The organism is Actinomadura meyerae (genome assembly GCF_900188445.1).
Taxonomy (GTDB): Bacteria; Actinomycetota; Actinomycetes; order Streptosporangiales; family Streptosporangiaceae; genus Spirillospora; species Spirillospora meyerae.
Genome location: NZ_FZOR01000011.1, coordinates 149512 through 165883, shown reverse-complemented (window position 1 = coordinate 165883; position 16372 = coordinate 149512). Strand labels below are relative to the sequence as shown.

The following is a 16372-nucleotide window of genomic DNA, read 5'->3' as shown; positions in this document are numbered from 1 at the left end:
GGCCGTTTCGGCATGTCAGGGGGCGGTCGTCTCCAGGGCGGTGCAGCGCCAGCGGCCCCGCGCCAGCTCCAGCCGCAGCGCCAGCGCGTGGACGCGCCCGGCCACGACCACGACCGCGGTGGCCTCCGCCACGGCCGGGGAGGGCCGCTGCATCCTGGTGGACAGCACCTTCGGCGGGACGACCCGTCTACCGCGCGCCCCCGCGCCCGGGGGTGGTGCGAACGCCCGGCAGACCGCGGGGACGGCGACGAGCGACAGCTGGTGCGCCGGCCGTGCCCCGGCCAGCACTTCCACGACGAGCCGCACGGCGGTGTCGGCGACCGCCCGGACTTCGGCCTCGACCCCGTCGCCCGGCCGCACGACGCGCAGCCCCGGACCGGGCGGCGCGGGTGCCTTCCGGGTGGCCGGTTCCGGCCGGTACCGAATGACCCGAACCTCCGAAGACGCCACAGGACGACCACTCATTGAGAACCTCCCGACTCGTTTGGAAACAGGAGTCAGAAGAGTCGCGGGAAATACATCCTGACCGCCTCCGGCCGTTCCTGTAACGCCCGCCTCGACCGAAGGCGCGACCGGGTGCCGGGTGAGCGGATGTGCGAAGGCGGCGGGACGCCGATCGGCGTCCCGCCGCCTTCTGGGAGCGGGTTCCGGAACGGGGTGCGGGCGTCCGGAACCTCGTGGAGGGCGGGGCCGGCGGGCTGACCGGCCCGGGTGGGGCGCCGCGAACGGGGCGAGGCGTCCGCGGCGCCCGTCGGGGGAGGGTCAGCCGGCGGCAGGGGAGTCCTGCGGTTCGCCGGTGCCCTTGCGGTCGCGCTTCTTCGCCTTCTTCTCGCCGCCGGCGAGCTCCGGGCTCGCGGCCGGGTCGGCGGCGGTCGACTCCTCGCCCTCGGGCTCCCGGCCCGGGGTCGCGAAGTTGAACCGCGTGATCAGGAATCTGAAGATGAAGTAGTAGAGGAAGAAGTACAGGACGCCCATCCCGAGGATCAGCAGCAGCCCCGAGGTGTTGTCCTTGCGGGCGTTCAGCAGCAGGTCGATGCCGCCGGCGGAGAAGCCGAAGCCGAGCTTGGCCCCGGCCGCCTCCAGGACGGCCATCGAGATGCCGGTGAGGACGACGTGCACGCCGTACAGCACGGGCGCGACGAACATGAACGCGAACTCGATCGGCTCGGTGACGCCGGTGACGAACGCGGTCAGCGCGGCGGAGATCATGATGCCGCCGACCGCGGGGCGCCGGTGCTTGGGCGCGGCGTGCCACATCGCGAGGGCCGCGCCGGGCAGGCCGAACATCAGCACGGGGAAGAACCCGGCGAGGAAGCCGCCCGCGTCGGGGTCGCCGGCCAGGTAGCGGTTGATCTCGCCGTGGACGACGCCGTCGGCGGTGTTGTAGTCGCCGAACACGAACCAGATCAGCGAGTTCGGGATGTGGTGCAGCCCGAAGGGCAGCAGCAGCCGGTTGATCACGCCGTAGATGCCGGCGCCGGCGGCGCCCGCGCCGGTGATCCACTCGCCCGCGTCGGTGAGCCAGCTGCCGAGCAGCGGCCAGATGAACCCGATCGCGATGCCGAGCGCGAGCCCGGCCACCGCGGTGATGATCGGCACGAACCGGCGGCCGCCGAAGAACGCCAGCCAGGTGGGCAGCTTGATCCGGTAGTAGCGCTGGTAGAGCAGGGCCGCGATGACGCCCATCAGGATGCCGCCGAGCACGTCGGTCGGGTTCTTGGCGCCCCAGTCGATGACCTGCGCCTGCGCCTCGTCCGTCACCTTGGTGATGAGGACGTTGCCCTGGAGCTCGTCGGTGTGCGAGAACATGATCTTGGAGACCCGGTCGAAGACCAGGTAGCCGACGACCGCGGCGAGCGCGGTGGAGCCGTCGGACTTCTTGGCGAACCCGATCGCCACGCCGACGGCGAACAGCAGCGGGAGCGCCGCGAACAGCGCGTTGCCTGCCTCGCCGACGATCTCGGCGACCCGGTCCCAGCCGAGCCCGTCCGCGCCGAGCATGTCGGCCTGGCCGAAGCGCAGCAGCAGCGCGGCGGCGGGCAGCACGGCGATCGGCAGCATGAGGCTGCGGCCGATCCGCTGCAGCACCGCGAGGGTGCTGGACCCGCGCCGCGGCGCGGAGTCCACTGTTGTCGCAGTCATCGCGAGGTTCCTCCTCAGGGGTGTTCGGAGTGCGGCGGGGGGTTTCCGAGGGCCGTGTGGATCTGGTAGCGGTCCGCCCGGTAGGTCGACACGCCCAGCTCGGCGCACACTCCTCCGGTGTACGAGCGGCGTTGCAGGAGCAGCACGGCGCTGCCCCGGGGGATCTGCAGGTGCCTGGCGTCCGCCGCGTCCGCCAGGCTGGCGTCGATGGTCTGGTCGCCCGCGTCGAAGACCAGCCCGTACACCGCCTCGAGGACGCCGTAGAGGGAGCGGTCCGCGAGCCGGCGGTCGAGCAGGTCGGGGGCGAGGGAGGCCAGGATGTGCGCGCGTTCGAGGGCCATGGGCTCCCCGTCGGCGGTGCGCAGGCGCTCGATGACGTGGATCTCGGTGCCGGGTTCGACGCCGAAGATGCGGGCGAGCCGCGCGTCGGCCGGGACCGTCCGCCGGTCCAGGTCGACCGCGCCCGGCCGCAGCCCGCGGGCCAGCATGTCCTCGGTGAAGGAGACGAGCCGCAGCGGCATCTCGATCTTGGGCCGGGCGACGAAGGTGCCCTTTCCGGGGACGCGGTAGAGCCGCCCCTCGGAGACGAGCTGGTCGACGCCCTGCCGGACGGTCATGCGGGACAGCCCGTACCGGCCGCACAGCTCCCGCTCCGAGGGGATGGGGGCGTCGACGGGCAGCTCGGCGCTCTCGATGAGGTCGAGCAGGATCGCGCGGAGCTGGAAGTACTTCGGTACGGGACTGTGCGGATCGATGGTGGTCACGGGGGTCCTCGATGGCCGGGGGCCGGATCGACGGGGTTCGCCGGGTTTCGACGGAGGAGTGGACTAACGGTGACTTAGACGGTATGCGATTTGGTTCGTACTGGTCTAGGCCGGACTAGACCACAGGATCGAAAGACCTGTCAATGCACGAATCCGTAACGACCAGGTCACGCCGCGACGACGTCAAGATCGGCGAATCCGCAGGTCAGGACGAGTTTCGCCCCGCATCTTCTTCTCCATCCGATTCGTGGAGTATGGTGCGTACTGGTCTAGTCCGGACTAGACCAGTAGTTCCCGGAGGAACCCGCCCCCCGAGACCGATCGCGTCACAGAGAGCGCGCACCATGGCAGCACTACTGATCACGGCCGCCTGCGTGATCACCACTCCCGCGCAGGGTCCTACCCGCGCGGTCTCCCCGGGATGCGTCCGGGTGGCGGACGGGGACCACCGGGCGCGTACCGCCTGGGCGGGCGGGCAGAAACTCTTCGGAGGGGGATCATGACCAGTCAGATGCGCGCCGAGATCGGCGAGCAGCCGGACGCGCTGCGCCGGACGATCGACGCGCTCCTCCCGCGCACCGCGGACCTCGCGGCGCTCGCGCGGGAGACCCGGCAGGTGCTGTTCATCGCGCGCGGCTCGTCCGACAACGCGGCGGTGTACGGGCGGTACCTGGTGGAGTCGCAGGCGGGCCGGCTGGCCACCCTCGCAGCGCCGTCCATCGCCACCGCCTACAGGCGCCGGGTGGACCTGGACGGCGTGCTCGCCGTCGCGATCAGCCAGTCCGGCAAGACCGAGGAGATCGTCGAGACCCTCGACTGGGCGAAGGGCTGCGGCGCCCGGACGGTCGCGGTCACCAACGGTGCCGGCTCCCCGCTGGCCGAGGCCGCCGAGGTCGCGCTGGTCACCGAGGCGGGCGACGAGATCGCCGTCCCGGCCACCAAGACCTACACCACGCAGCTCGCCGCGCTGTCGGTGCTCGGGATCGGGCTCGGCGCGGACGTCGCGGCCGGCGACCTGCGCCGCGTCCCCGACGAGGTCGCCCGGATGATCGAGCTGACCGAGGAGTCGGCGGCGCTGCCGGAGATCGTCGCGGAGCTGGCGAAGGTGCCCGGCGCGGTGGTGTCCGGGCGCGGCATCGCGTTCGGCACCGCGCTGGAGCTGGCGCTGAAGATCAAGGAGGCGTGCTACCTGCACGCGATGGGCCTGTCCTACGCCGACCTGCTGCACGGCCCGATCGCCGTCGTGGACGCGCAGACCCCCGCGCTGCTGGTCGCCGCGGACGCCGGGCCGACGCTGCCCGGCACCGTCGCGCTGGCCCGCCGGGTGGAGGGCGCGGGCGCCCGCGCGTTCGGCGTCGGCGGCGGCGCGGAGCTGGCGGCGGCGTGCTCGGCCGCGCTCCCCGGCCCCGCCCTGCCCGAGTGGGTGGCGCCGCTCGGCCTCATCGTGCCCGGCCAGATCATGGTCGAGAACCTCGCCCGCCGGCTCGGCGTCGACCCCGACGTCCCGCGCGGGCTCAACAAGGTCACCCAGACCGACTGACCCCCGAGCGAGAGAAGAGAAGGACATGGACAAGGCCGAGGCCATCATCGCGGCGCTGGGCGGCGCGGACAACATCATCGAGATCGAGCCCTGCGCGACCCGGCTGCGCACCGAGGTCGAGGACGGCGGCAAGGTCGACGAGGCCGGCCTGAAGAAGGCGGGCGCGTACGGCGTGATGCGCAGCGGCACCGTCGTGCAGGTCGTCGTGGGCCCGGACGCCGACACCATCGCCAGCGACATCGAGGACATCCTCGACTGACCCCGCCCCAGGAGCAAGGGAAGGCCCTCCCATGACCCGAGTACTGTCCCCGGTCACCGGCCGGGTGGTCGGCCTCGCCGGCGTCCCGGACCCGGTCTTCGCCCAGGCCATGGTCGGCCCGGGTACGGCCGTCGACCCCGAGCGCGGTCCCGGCCAGGCCATCGCGCCCGTCACCGGGAAGATCGTCAAGCTGCATCCGCACGCCTACGTCGTGGTGGACGCCGAGGGCCACGGCGTCCTCGTCCACCTCGGCATCGACACCGTGAAGCTGAAGGGCGAGGGCTTCGAGCTGCTCGCCGCCGAGGGCGACGAGGTCACCGCCGGGCAGCCGGTCATCGGCTGGAACCCCGCGGTGATCGAGGCGGGCGGCCGCTCGCCGATCTGCGCCGTCGTGGCGCTGGACGCGGGCGCCGACGCCCTGTCGGACGTGACCGAGTCGGGCGAGGTGACGAAGGGGGCCGAACTCTTCACATGGAGCTGAGCACGGAGCTGATCGGATGGCGGTGACCGGATGGCGGTGATCGGACTCGGCGCGGCGGTGTTCGACCTCGACGGGACCCTCATCGACACCGAGCCGCGCAACCGGGAGATGTGGACGCGGCTGTTCGACGCGCACGGCGTCCCGTGGGACGACGCGCTGATCCGCTCGTTCGCGGGGCGGCGCGGGCTGGAGGCGCTGGGCGACCACGCGCACCTCTTCCCCGGCCGGACGGTCGAGGAGCTGTTCGAGCAGGCCGTGTCCTACGAGTCGCTGCCGGGGATGCCGCGGGTGGCGCCCGTCCCCGGCGCGGTCGGACTCGTCCGGTCGCTCGCGGACGCGGGGGTGCCGCTCGCCGTGGTGACCTCGGGGCAGCGCGCGTACGCCGAGCGGCTGCTGGCCGGGCTCGGCATCCGCGACCTGCTGGACCTGGTGGTGACCGCCGGGGACGTCGTCACCGGCAAGCCGCATCCGGAGGGCTACCTGGCCGCCGCGCGCGACCTGGACGTGCCGCCGCAGGAGGCGGTCGGGTTCGAGGACGCCCCCGCGGGCGTGGCGGCCGTGAAGGCCGCGGGCATGACCTGCGTGGGCGTCATCACCACGCAGCCGGCGGGCGCGCTCGCCGAGGCCGACCATGTGGTGGCCGATTTTCAGGAAGTGGACGTCGTGCCGGGCCCCGCGCTGCGGGTGCGGGGCCTGGCGCTCAACTAGGTAGGAGTGTGCCGTGACCGAGCGCAACGTCAAGATCGAGTCCAGGGTGGGGCTGCACGCGCGGCCGGCCGCGCTGTTCGTCCAGACCGCGGCCAAGGCCCCGATGGACGTGACCGTGGCCAAGCGCGGCGGCGACCCGGTGAGCGCCAAGAGCATCCTCGCGGTGCTGGGGCTGGACGCCCGGCACGGGGAGGAGATCGTCCTGTCCGCGGAGGGCGAGGGCGCCGACGAGCTGCTCGACAGCCTGGAGAAGCTGCTGTCCACGCCGGAGCCCGAGGAGGCGTAGCCGTGGCGGTCGTACTGCAGGGCGCGGGAGTCAGCCCCGGGGTCGGCGCCGGTCCGGTGCTGCGCGTCGCCGGGGACGTCCCCGAACCGCCGGCCGGCGACCGGCACGGCGGGGACGCCGCGGCGGAGCGGGCCGCGGCGCTGGCGGCGCTGGAGGCCGTCGCCGCCGACCTGGAGGCGCGCGGGGAGCGCGCCGCCGCGGCCGGCAACACCGACGGCCGGGACGTGCTGAACGCGCAGGCGCTCATGGCCCGCGACCCGGGCCTGGCCGACGGCGTCGGCGCCAAGGTCGACGAGGGCGTGGCCGCCGCGCGCGCCGTGTTCGAGGCATTCGGCGTCTACCGGGAGATGCTCGCCGGGGCGGGCGAGTACCTCGCGGCGCGCGTCGCCGACCTGGACGACATCCGCGACCGCGCGGTCGCCCGGCTGCTCGGCCTGCCGGTGCCGGGCGTACCGGAGTCGGACGAGCCGTTCGTGCTCGTCGCCCGGGACCTCGCCCCGGCCGACACGGCCGTCCTCGACCCGGCGCAGGTCGTCGCGTTCGTCACCGAGGAGGGCGGGCCGACCAGCCACACCGCGATCATCGCCCGGACGATGGGCGTGCCCGCGGTCGTGGCGCTGCCGGGCGCGGCGACGCTCGCCGACGGCACCCGCGTGCTCGTCGACGGCGCCGCCGGGACCGTGCGGATCGACCCGTCCGAGAACGAGGTGCGGTCCGCGCGCGCGGCGGCCGAGGCCCGCGCGTCCGCGCTCGCGGAGTTCACCGGGCCCGGCGCGACCGCCGACGGGCACGCGGTGCCGCTGCTCGCCAACATCGGCGGGCCGAAGGACCTGGAGCAGGCGGTGGCGAACGGCGCCGAGGGCGTCGGCCTGTACCGCACCGAGTTCCTGTTCCTGGACCGCGCGACCCCGCCGTCCGACGACGAGCAGGAGGAGGCGTACCGCAAGGTGCTGGAGGCGTTCCCAGGGGGCCGCGTGGTCGTCCGGACGCTCGACGCGGGCGCCGACAAGCCCCTGGCGTTCCTGCCCGCGCCCGGCGAGGAGCCGAACCCGGCGCTCGGCGAGCGGGGCGTGCGGATGTCGGTGCGGTACCCGGACGTGCTGGCGGCGCAGCTCGCCGCGCTGGCCCGCGCCGCCGCCGGTCTCACCGCCCAGCTCCAGGTCATGGCGCCGATGGTGACGGACGCGGCGGACGCCCGCTGGTTCGCCGAACGGTGCCGGGAGGCCGGCATCGAGCACCCCGGCGTCATGGTCGAGGTGCCCGCCGCCGCGCTGCGCGCCCGCGACATCGCCGCCGAGGTGGAGTTCTTCAGCATCGGCACCAACGACCTGACGCAGTACGCGTGCGCGGCGGACCGGCAGGTCGGCGGCCTCGCCCGCCTGCAGGACCCGTGGCAGCCCGCCGTCCTCGACCTGGTCGCCCCGGCGGCCGCCGCGGGCGTCCCGTGCGGGGTCTGCGGGGAGGCGGCCGGCGACCCGGCGCTCGCGTGCGTGCTGGTCGGGCTCGGGGTGACGTCGCTGTCGATGAGCGCCCCGTCGCTGCCGCTGGTGCGGGCCGCGCTGGCCAAGCACACGCTGGAGCAGTGCCGGGAGGCCGCGGCCGCGGCGCGCGGCGCCCGCACGGCCGACCAGGCGAAGGACGCCGCCCGCGCCCACCTGCCCGGCCTCACCGGGCTGGGACTGTGACGGTCAGTGTGAGGGGCGGCGTGACGGTCAGACGGTGATCTGCCAGTAGGCGCCGGTCTTGCGGAGGGTGAAGCTCGCCGCCAGCGGTCCGCCCGGTCGGGCGGGCTCGCCCTTCCAGGCCAGGTCCTCGAAGCGGACCGTGTACTCGCCGTCGCCCGGCCCCGGCTCGCAGGCGGGGACGGTGACGCCGCGCAGGGCCGCGATGTCCTGCGGGCGCAGCTTCGCGCGGGCCGCCGCGAAGCCGGTGCGGCACGCGGCGGGCCCGCCGAACGCCTCCCGCTGGTAGGCGGGCGTGAGGTAGGCGCAGACCTTGGCGTTCCCCGCCGCGAGACCCCGCAGGTACTTGAACAGGGCGAGCCGCGCCGGGAGGGTCTCCTTCGCGGACGCCGCGGAGGCCGTGGGCTCGGGCGCGTCGAGGAACTGCGAGTCGCCGGGCTCGGGCGTGAGCGGCGGCATCGTGACCTCGTCCTGCCCGCCGCAGGCGCCGAGGCCCAGCAGCGGGAGCACGAACAGCGGGACGAGCAGCGCGGCGGCGCGCGGCGGACGGGCGTGCAACGGCGACCTCCCTGGGGGAAGAAGGCGGCATGATCCTCCCAGGAACGGACCCCGCCGTCCATCGCCCCGCTACGGGTAGCCGAGGCCGTATCCGGCGGGCCGCCCGCCGGCGGGGACCGGGAGCTTCCCGACCGGCTTCACCGCGCCGCTCAGCACCCCGGCCAGCGCGTTCACCGTGACCGCGCCGGAGGAGTAGGCGGCGAGCGCGGCCTTCGCGCCGCCGGCCGCGTCGAGGTCGTAGGGGCGGCCGAGCGCGGCGACGACGACGGGCTTCGGGCCGAGCGCGCGGATGCGGGACGCGGTCGCCGCCCCCGCGTTCTGCGTGGTCAGGACGGTGACGTCCGCGGCTCCGGCGGCGACGACGGTGACGCCCCGGCGGCGCAGCGCCGCCTGGAGCCGGGCCGCGCCGGGCCCGGACACCGCGACCTTCCTGCCCTTGAGCGGCAGCAGCCCGCCCGTGTTGCGGACGAGGGTGATCGAGCGCTCGGCGACCCGCCGGGCCGCGGCCCGGTTCGCGGCGGTGCCGATGGCCGCGCCCGCCTTCGCGGGGTCGGCGGCCGTCCCGTCGAACAGTCCGCGCCGCTGCTTGAGCCGCAGGATGCGGGTGACCGACTCGTCCAGCCGCCGCTCGCTGATCTTCCCGGCGCGGACGGCCCGCAGCACCGCGCCGTAGGCGCGCGGCAGGCTCGGCGGCATCAGCAGCTGGTCGGCGCCCGCGCCGATCGCCCGCACCGGCACGGCGGCGTCGCCGTACTTCTCCCGGACGCCCGCCATCTCCAGCGAGTCGGTCGTGATCACGCCCTGGTAGCCGAGCTTGCCGCGGAGCAGCCCGGTCAGCACGGTCTTCGACAGCGTGGACGGGTCGCCCGACCGGTCCAGCTTCGGGACGACGAGGTGCGCCGTCATGATCATGTCGACGCCGGCCGCGACCGCCGCGCGGAACGGGGGCGCGTCAACGCGCTCCTACTCGGCCGCCGAGTGCCGGATGACCGGCAGCCCGGTGTGGCTGTCGACGGCGGTGTCGCCGTGCCCGGGGAAGTGCTTGGCGGCGGCGGCGACCCCGGCGTCCTGGTAGCCGGCGACCGCGCCGCCGACCATCCGGGCCGCGAGCGCCGGATCGGACCCGAACGAGCGCAGCCCGATCACCGGGTTGCGCGGGTTGACGTTGACGTCGGCGTCGGGCGCGTAGTCGAGGTTGATGCCGACCGCGCGCAGCTCGGCGCCGGTGACGCGGGCGGCGGCGCGGGCGTCGGCCGGGTCGCGGGTCGCGCCGAGGGCCATGTTGCCGGGGAAGCGGGTGATGAACGGGGTGCGGGACACGATGCCCTGCTCCTCGTCCACGCCGAGGAGCAGCGGGATGTCGGACGCCTTCTGCAGCGCGTTCGACTGCGCGGCGGTCTTCGCCGGGGAGCCGAAGTTGCGCGGGAAGTAGATGAACCCGCCGACGTGGTACTTGCGGATCTTGGCGAGGGCGTCGGCGCGGCTTGAGAAGGTCGGCACGAACAGCTGCCCGACCTTCTCCTCGACGGTCATCTTCGCGATGCGGCCGGGGATCCACGCGTCCGGGGCCGGCGACGCCTGCGCGGGGGAGGCGGGGGAACCGGACGGCGTGCCGGATCCGGCGGACGGCGCTCGCCCGCCCTTGCCGCTCCCGCCGCCGCAGCCCGCGATCCCGCCGATCAGCAGGGCCGCCGCCGCGACCGCGAGGGAACGTGAAGCACGCACCTGACCAGGCCCCCCGACGTGGTCTCGGTTCCTCGGTCGCATCGGACGCCCGCGACGGTAGCCGCTCCCCGGCACGCTGTCGACTCGATCTCCGGGGCGCGGCGCGGGCCGGGACCGGCGCGGCGGGTTCTTCCGGCGCTGCCGTCCCACTGGCCACAGGGGGATCACGATGGACCCCTGACTCACCGGAGTCGGGCGGATCGTGTGGGGTCCATCGCGATGAACCGGACGGCCGCGGTGCCGTCCATCCGTGCGCGGCCGGGCTGGGTCGGGGGAGCAGCCGGGCCGGGGGCCGTGCCGAGCGGTTCCGCCGGGCGGGCGGGCTGCTCAGCCGGGCAGGGGGTGGCCGAGGCGGCGCAGTGCCATCCCGGCCGCGCCGACGGCTCCGTCGCCGGCGCAGCGCGGCGCCTCGTCGAAGCGGTCGCGCAATCCGGTGCGGACCGCCTCGGCGACGGGGCCTTCGCGGAGCACCGAGCCGTGCATCACGACCGGTGCGCTCGGGTCGGACAGGGCCGGGCGCACCGCGTCGACGTCGCGCAGCAGCCACTGCGCGGCCTCGTCGGTGATGCGCCTGGCCACGGGATCGCCGGCGGCCGCGGCGGCGGCGACCACCGGGCCGAGCCGGCCGAGGGCCGCGGGCGGGCGGCCGTAGACCTCCTTGATGATCGCCTGGGCGAGCCGGGGATTGGGCGGCGTGCCGGGCAGTTCGGGGTGCCCGGACGGACCGGGGGCCGCCGGGTGGCCCGGCGGCCCCAGTGAGCCGGGTGGTCCGGCTCCGGTGTGCCCGGGGTCCGGTGGCACGCCGCCGGGCGGGGGAGAGGGGACGGGGGGATACGGGGAACCGGGGAGCAGCACGGCGGTGCCCGTGCCGCCCCCGCCGGGGGGTACCGCTCCGGAGCCGAGGGACGCGGCCTGCGCCGGCACCGGACCGCCCGGTGCCGGCGAAGACGACGAAGGGGCGCCGGCCATGGCCAGCGCCCGGGGAAGGCGGGGTCTTCGCCGTTCCGCGTCGATCTCGGCGACGACGGTGGCGCCGAGCAGCGCCCGGGGGACCGAATCGGTGAGCAGGGTCGGGGAGCCGCGGCCGTCGTAGGCGGCGAGCGCCGCCCGGACGGCCTCCTTCCCGAGCCAGACCGCCGAACCCTCGTCCCCGACGAGCCAGCCGTAGCCGTCCGCGCGCTGCACGATCGCGCCGTCGCTGATGACCGCCGCGCCGGCGCCCGTGCCGGAGAACACCACGATGCCCTTGGGCTCGCTGGTTCCGGCGGCGAACGCCACCGCGATATCGGTCACCACCGCGGGCGAGCCGCGCAGCCCGACGGCCTGCCAGGCCCGCCGGGCCGCCGCGACCGCGGCGGGCCGGCCGGCCGAGCCGGCGCCGGCGATGCCGAACACGCCGGTGAGGATGTGGGTTCGGTCCAGGTCCCCGAGCGCCTCCCGCAGGGCGGTGGTCAGCGCCCCCGCGGTGTCGCCTCCGGAGTTGGGGTTGGCCCCCGGGCCGGTGCCGGAACCGGCCAGGGCACCCCCTAGCGTCAGCACGACGCAGCGGGTCTTCGTGCCACCCGCGTCGATACCGACCACGTAAGGACCGGCCAAATGGGTCAACACATGGCGACCGTAGCCTTTTCTACCGTTGACGTGACATCCTGTGCGTAAGAAAATTTCCTCCATGAAGAAACCCATCGGCCCTGAACAGGGCCCCGAGCGGGGGATCACGGGGGAGCCCGGCGCACCGCCGGAGGAGGCGGCGCAGGGCCGGGACGCCACGCCGCTGAGCACGGTCGTGCGGGTCCGCTCCCTGCTGCCCTCGCTGCCCCCCGCCGAGCGAAGAGTGGCGCAACGCGTCATCGACGACCCCGAAGGGGTCGCCAACTCCACCATCACCGAACTGGCCCAGGCCTGCGGCACGTCCGAGACGACCGTCATCCGGTTCTGCCGGGCGATCGGGTTCCACGGCTACCCGGAGCTGCGGCTGACCCTCGCCACCGAGGCCGGGCGCGCGCAGAGCGCCAGCGGCGGCCGGGTGATCGGCAGCGACATCAGCCCCGACGACTCCCTCGAGCAGATCGTGGAGAAGGTCACCTTCGCCGACGCGCGCGCCGTCGAGGAGACCGCCTCCCAGCTCGACATCAAGATGCTCGAGCAGGTCGTGGACGCGGTCGTCGCCGCCGACCGGGTCGACGTCTACGGCGTCGGCGCCAGCGCGTTCGTCGCGGCCGACTTCCAGCAGAAGCTGCACCGCATCGGCCGCGTCTGCTCCGCCTGGGCGGACGCGCACATCATGCTGACCAGCGCCGCCGTCCTCGGGCACGGCGACGTGGCGATCGGCATCTCGCACACCGGCGCGACGGTCGAGACGATCGACGCGCTGGAGGTGGCGAAGACCCGGGGCGCCCGCACCGTGGCGCTCACCAACTTCCCGAAGTCCCCGATAGCGGAGGTGGCCGATCTCATCCTGACGACGGCCGCGCGGGAGACGACCTTCCGCTCCGGCGCCACCGCCAGCCGGCTGGCGCAGCTCACGGTGGTCGACTGCGTCTTCGTCGGAGTGGCGCAGCGCACCTACGGGCCGACCCGCAAGGCCCTGGAAGCCACGTTCGAGGCGGTCCGCGGGCGGACCGTGCGACCCGACCGGAGGCGTCGGTGATCGATTGCGAGCTCCCCACCGAGGGCCGGAACCCCCGGACCCTCGACGTCGACACGCTGCCGACCATGGAGGTGCTGCGCCTGATCAACTCCGAGGACGCGACCGTGCCGACGGTCGTCGCCTCCGTCCTGCCCGAGGTCGCCCGGCTGGTGGACCTCGCGGTCGACTCGCTGCGCGCCGGGGGCCGCGTGCACTACTTCGGCGCCGGGACGTCCGGCCGGCTCGCGGTGATCGACGCCGCCGAGCTGCCCCCGACGTTCGGCATCTGGGGCCGGGTGGTCGCGCACCACGCCGGCGGGCCGGGCGCGCTGTCGCAGGCGGTCTCCGACGTCGAGGACGACGCCGACCTCGGCCGCCGGGACGCCCGCGAGGTCCGGCCCGGTGACATCGCCGTCGGCATCGCGGCCAGCGGCCGCACCCCGTACGTGGTGGGGGCGCTGCGCGCCGCCGCCGCGGTCGGGGCGCGCACGGCGCTGATCAGCTGCAACCCGCGCACCCCCTACGGGGACGAGGTGGAGGTGCACATCGGGCTCGCCACCGGGCCCGAGGTGATCAGCGGGTCCACCCGGATGAAGGCGGGCACGGCCACCAAGCTCGTGCTGAACTCCTTCTCCACCACGCTGATGATCAGGATGGGCCGCACCTACTCCAACCTGATGATCAGCGTGAACGCGCTGAACTCCAAGCTCCGCGCGCGGCTGGTGCGCATCCTCACCGAGGCGACCGGGATGGACGCCCGCACCTGCGAGAACGCGCTCGCCGAGGCGGGGGGGAACACCCGCGTCGCGCTGGTCTCGCTGCTCGGCGAGGTCCCGGCGGCGCGGGCGACGACCGTGCTGGAGGAGGCGGACGGCGGCGTCCGCGAGGCCCTCCAGCGGCTGAGGTCCGCCTGAGCGGGCCGATCCATGTCAGGGGACCGGTGCGGCCACGGAGGGCCCGGCGCACCGGGAGGGACGGACCGGCGGGGGAGACGCCGGCCGAACAGGGGGGTCCGCGCCGTGCGAGCCGCGGCCGCGGCTCGGTTCCGATGGCGGATCAGCCGGCGGACCGGCTCTCGTAGCGGCGCAGTTCCTGCCGGGCGACGGTGCGCACGTGCACCTCGTCCGGACCGTCGAAGATCCGCATGGCGCGGACCCACGCGTACATCGCCGCGAGCGGCGTGTCGTCGGAGACCCCGGCGCCGCCGTGCACCTGGATCGCCCGGTCGAGCACCTCGTGGGCGATGCGGGGCACCACGACCTTGATCGCGGCGATCTCGGTCCGGGCGCCCTTGGAGCCGTGCCGGTCGATCAGCCACGCGGTCTTCAGGGTGAGCAGCCGGGCCTGCTCGATGGCCATCCGCGACTCGGCGATCTGCTCGCGTACCACCCCCTGCCTCGCGAGCGGACCGCCGAACGCGACCCGCTCGACGGCGCGGCGGCACATCAGCTCCAGCGCACGCTCGGCCATGCCGAGCGCCCGCATCGCGTGGTGGATGCGGCCGGGGCCGAGCCGCGCCTGGGCGATCATGAAGCCGTCGCCCTCGCCGGCGATCAGGTTCGACACCGGGACCCGGACGTCCTCGAACACGATCTCGGAGTGGCCGTGCTGGTCCTGGTAGCCGAACACGGGCAGATGCCGGACGATCCTCAGCCCGGGGGTGTCGCGGGGCACCAGCACCTGCGACTGCTGCCGGTGGACCGGCCCGTCCGGGTCGGTCTTGCCCATCACGATGAAGATCTTGCAGCGCTCGTCGGCGGCGCCGGTGATGAACCACTTGCGGCCGTTGATCACGTACTCGTCGCCGTCCCGGACGATCGAGGTCCGGATGTTGGTGGCGTCCGAGCTCGCCACCTCCGGCTCGGTCATCGCGAACGCGGACCGGATCTCGCCGTTCAGCAGCGGCTCCAGCCAGCGGCGCTTCTGCTCGTCCGTGCCGAACATGTGCAGGACTTCCATGTTCCCGGTGTCGGGCGCGGCGCAGTTGACCGCCTCCGGCGCCAGATCGGGTGACCGCCCGGTCAGCTCCGCGAGCGTCGCGTACTCCACGTTCGTCAGCCCGGACACGTCCGGCAGGAACAGGTTCCACAGGCCGCGCGCGCGGGCCTCGGCCTTCAGCTCCTCGACGACCGGCGGCAGGGCGTGCGGGTCGTTCTCGGCCCGCCACGCCGTGTACACCGGCTCCGCGGGGTAGACGAACTCGTCCATGAACTCCTGGAGGCGTTCCCGGTACTCGCGTGCCTTCGGGCTGAGTTCGAAGTCCATGCGCGCATTCTGGCAGAACGGGATTCGGGTGAAGTGTCCGGGATCGCCTACCATCGGGGCGTGCCCTCAGAACGACCGGTCAAAGCCGTCATCACCGACTGGGGCGGCGTCCTCACCTCCCCGCTCGCCGACGCCGTCGCCCAGTGGATCGCCGCCGACCGCATCGACGCCGGCCACTACAGGAACGTCATGCGCGCCTGGGTGAAGCAGGCGTACGACGGCGCCGGCACCAACCCGATCCACGGGCTGGAGGACGGCTCGCTCCCGGTGGACGAGTTCGAGCGCCGGCTCGCCGCCGAGCTGCTCACCGTGGACGGCGGGCCCGTCGAGGCCGCCGGCCTCGTCGCCCGCATGTTCGCCGCGTTCAGCCCGGTCGAGCCGATGTACGAGGCGCTGCGCGCGGCCCGCGCCGCCGGCGCCCGCACCGCGCTGCTGTCCAACTCGTGGGGCAACGAGTACCCGCGCGACCTGTTCGCCGACCTGTTCGACGCGGTCGTGATCTCCGCCGAGGTCGGCATGCGCAAGCCGGACGAGCGGATCTTCCGGCACGCCCTGGAGCTGCTCGGCCTGGACGCCGCCGACTGCGTCTTCATCGACGACATCGAGCACAACATCCGCGCCGCCGAGGCGCTCGGGATCCGCGGCATCCTGCACACCGATCCCGACACCACCATCGCCGAACTGCGCGGCATGGAGCTGCTGCCCTGACCGTCTGGCAGACTGCTGCCGTCATGCGCGTCTATCTGCCGTCCACGCTCACGCTCCTCGCCGGCGTCCACGCCGCGCGGGAGATCGGCCCCGCGCCGCTCGCCGCCCACGCGGTCACGCCCGCGCTCCGCGAGTGGTACGCCAGCGGCGACCTGGAGGAGCTGGAGTATGCGGCGATGACCGCCGCCGCCCGCGCCTCCCTCCGGCTGCTCGCCGCCGACCCGTCCGCGCCGCGCCGCCGGGTCGTCCTGGCCGCCGAGGTGCCCGACGCCGCCGTTCGAGGGGGGACGTCCCCCCACGCCCCCGGCAGCGCCTTCGGCGCCTTGGGCGGCAACGGCGACCGCGCCCTGGTCGAGGTCTCCGCGGCGATCCCGTGGAAGAAGATCGCCTCCGGCCATGTGGACGACCCCGGCGCCACCGATGACATCGCCGCCGCGGCCGAGGCGCTCCCCGCCGCCGACGCCGGCGACGACGACGCCCGCTTCACCGTCGACGGCGCCGAGGGCCACGAACTGCTCTGGTACGCCACCCAGGAGCTCCCGCACCTCCTCGACTGAGGTCCCGCCCCGGGTGGCGTGCGGGCGGTAGTCGTCCGCGCGGGCGGGTAGGTCCCGGCACATCGACACCG

16 protein-coding genes and 2 pseudogenes are annotated in these 16372 nt (G+C 74.5%); 10 read left to right on the top strand and 8 right to left on the bottom strand.

The window, feature by feature from the left end; all coding sequences use genetic code 11:
- Nucleotides 1–15: 15 nt before the first annotated feature.
- The 3 genes from CHF16_RS14240 to CHF16_RS14230 form a co-directional block, all read right to left on the bottom strand.
- A complete protein-coding gene (locus CHF16_RS14240; protein ID WP_143227977.1) occupies nucleotides 16–450 on the bottom strand; it encodes an Rv3235 family protein in 435 nt (144 codons plus the stop codon).
- A gap of 312 nt (nucleotides 451–762) precedes the next feature.
- A complete protein-coding gene (locus CHF16_RS14235; RefSeq protein WP_089326483.1) occupies nucleotides 763–2142 on the bottom strand; it encodes a PTS transporter subunit EIIC in 1380 nt (459 codons plus the stop codon).
- Between the two features lie 14 nt (nucleotides 2143–2156).
- Entirely contained in the window at nucleotides 2157–2906 is a 750-nt protein-coding gene (locus CHF16_RS14230) for a GntR family transcriptional regulator (RefSeq protein WP_089326482.1), read from the bottom strand.
- Nucleotides 2907–3405: 499 nt separating this feature from the next.
- Between CHF16_RS14230 and CHF16_RS14225 the strand changes: the two genes are divergently transcribed.
- The 6 genes and pseudogenes from CHF16_RS14225 to ptsP all read left to right on the top strand — a co-directional run bounded on the left by CHF16_RS14225 (nucleotide 3406) and on the right by ptsP (nucleotide 7865).
- Nucleotides 3406–4446: an SIS domain-containing protein gene (locus tag CHF16_RS14225; RefSeq protein WP_089326481.1), complete on the top strand. Its 1041-nt coding sequence runs from the start codon at nucleotides 3406–3408 to the stop codon at nucleotides 4444–4446.
- Between the two features lie 22 nt (nucleotides 4447–4468).
- Nucleotides 4469–4705 (top strand): annotated as a pseudogene (locus CHF16_RS14220) (PTS sugar transporter subunit IIB); the annotation flags it as partial.
- Nucleotides 4706–4736: 31 nt separating this feature from the next.
- Nucleotides 4737–5186: a PTS sugar transporter subunit IIA gene (locus CHF16_RS14215; protein ID WP_089326479.1), complete on the top strand. Its 450-nt coding sequence runs from the start codon at nucleotides 4737–4739 to the stop codon at nucleotides 5184–5186.
- A 30-nt stretch (nucleotides 5187–5216) separates the two neighbouring features.
- Nucleotides 5217–5894, top strand: coding sequence for an HAD family hydrolase (locus CHF16_RS14210; protein ID WP_089326478.1), 678 nt, complete (start codon nucleotides 5217–5219; stop codon nucleotides 5892–5894).
- A gap of 13 nt (nucleotides 5895–5907) precedes the next feature.
- Nucleotides 5908–6180: an HPr family phosphocarrier protein gene (locus CHF16_RS14205; RefSeq protein WP_089326477.1), complete on the top strand. Its 273-nt coding sequence runs from the start codon at nucleotides 5908–5910 to the stop codon at nucleotides 6178–6180.
- Between the two features lie 2 nt (nucleotides 6181–6182).
- Nucleotides 6183–7865, top strand: a complete 1683-nt coding sequence (ptsP, locus tag CHF16_RS14200; protein ID WP_089326476.1) for a phosphoenolpyruvate--protein phosphotransferase — start codon at nucleotides 6183–6185, stop codon at nucleotides 7863–7865.
- Between the two features lie 27 nt (nucleotides 7866–7892).
- Here ptsP and CHF16_RS14195 read toward each other — a convergent pair whose 3' ends face one another.
- The 4 genes and pseudogenes from CHF16_RS14195 to CHF16_RS14185 all read right to left on the bottom strand — a co-directional run bounded on the left by CHF16_RS14195 (nucleotide 7893) and on the right by CHF16_RS14185 (nucleotide 11753).
- The gene (locus CHF16_RS14195; protein WP_089326475.1) at nucleotides 7893–8420 is read right to left on the bottom strand and encodes a hypothetical protein; all 528 of its coding nucleotides are present in this window, start codon (nucleotides 8418–8420) and stop codon (nucleotides 7893–7895) included.
- 69 nt (nucleotides 8421–8489) lie between these two features.
- The gene (locus tag CHF16_RS41370) at nucleotides 8490–8840 is read right to left on the bottom strand and encodes a glycoside hydrolase family 3 C-terminal domain-containing protein (RefSeq protein WP_245868489.1); all 351 of its coding nucleotides are present in this window, start codon (nucleotides 8838–8840) and stop codon (nucleotides 8490–8492) included.
- A gap of 180 nt (nucleotides 8841–9020) precedes the next feature.
- Nucleotides 9021–9953 (bottom strand): annotated as a pseudogene (locus CHF16_RS41365) (glycoside hydrolase family 3 protein); the annotation flags it as partial.
- Between the two features lie 519 nt (nucleotides 9954–10472).
- Nucleotides 10473–11753: an N-acetylglucosamine kinase gene (locus tag CHF16_RS14185; RefSeq protein ID WP_245868479.1), complete on the bottom strand. Its 1281-nt coding sequence runs from the start codon at nucleotides 11751–11753 to the stop codon at nucleotides 10473–10475.
- Between the two features lie 61 nt (nucleotides 11754–11814).
- On the opposite strand from CHF16_RS14185, the gene CHF16_RS14180 reads away from it, so the two are divergent.
- Nucleotides 11815–12792: a MurR/RpiR family transcriptional regulator gene (locus CHF16_RS14180; RefSeq protein WP_245868477.1), complete on the top strand. Its 978-nt coding sequence runs from the start codon at nucleotides 11815–11817 to the stop codon at nucleotides 12790–12792.
- Nucleotides 12789–13685 carry an N-acetylmuramic acid 6-phosphate etherase gene (locus CHF16_RS14175; RefSeq protein ID WP_089326473.1) on the top strand — a complete coding sequence of 299 codons (897 nt, stop codon included), beginning with the start codon at nucleotides 12789–12791 and terminating at the stop codon, nucleotides 13683–13685. The genes CHF16_RS14180 and CHF16_RS14175 overlap by 4 nt, the downstream gene beginning before the upstream one ends.
- 142 nt (nucleotides 13686–13827) lie before the next feature.
- Here the strand turns inward: CHF16_RS14175 and CHF16_RS14170 are convergent, their stop codons facing one another.
- The gene (locus CHF16_RS14170; RefSeq protein WP_089326472.1) at nucleotides 13828–15036 is read right to left on the bottom strand and encodes an acyl-CoA dehydrogenase family protein; all 1209 of its coding nucleotides are present in this window, start codon (nucleotides 15034–15036) and stop codon (nucleotides 13828–13830) included.
- A 60-nt stretch (nucleotides 15037–15096) separates the two neighbouring features.
- Here CHF16_RS14170 and CHF16_RS14165 point away from each other — a divergent pair, with 60 nt between their 5' ends.
- Nucleotides 15097–15744 (top strand): HAD family hydrolase, encoded by a 648-nt coding sequence (locus tag CHF16_RS14165; RefSeq protein ID WP_089326512.1) that lies wholly within the window; start codon nucleotides 15097–15099, stop codon nucleotides 15742–15744.
- Between the two features lie 23 nt (nucleotides 15745–15767).
- Nucleotides 15768–16301: a DUF6912 family protein gene (locus CHF16_RS14160; protein WP_089326471.1), complete on the top strand. Its 534-nt coding sequence runs from the start codon at nucleotides 15768–15770 to the stop codon at nucleotides 16299–16301.
- Nucleotides 16302–16372 lie beyond the last annotated feature (71 nt).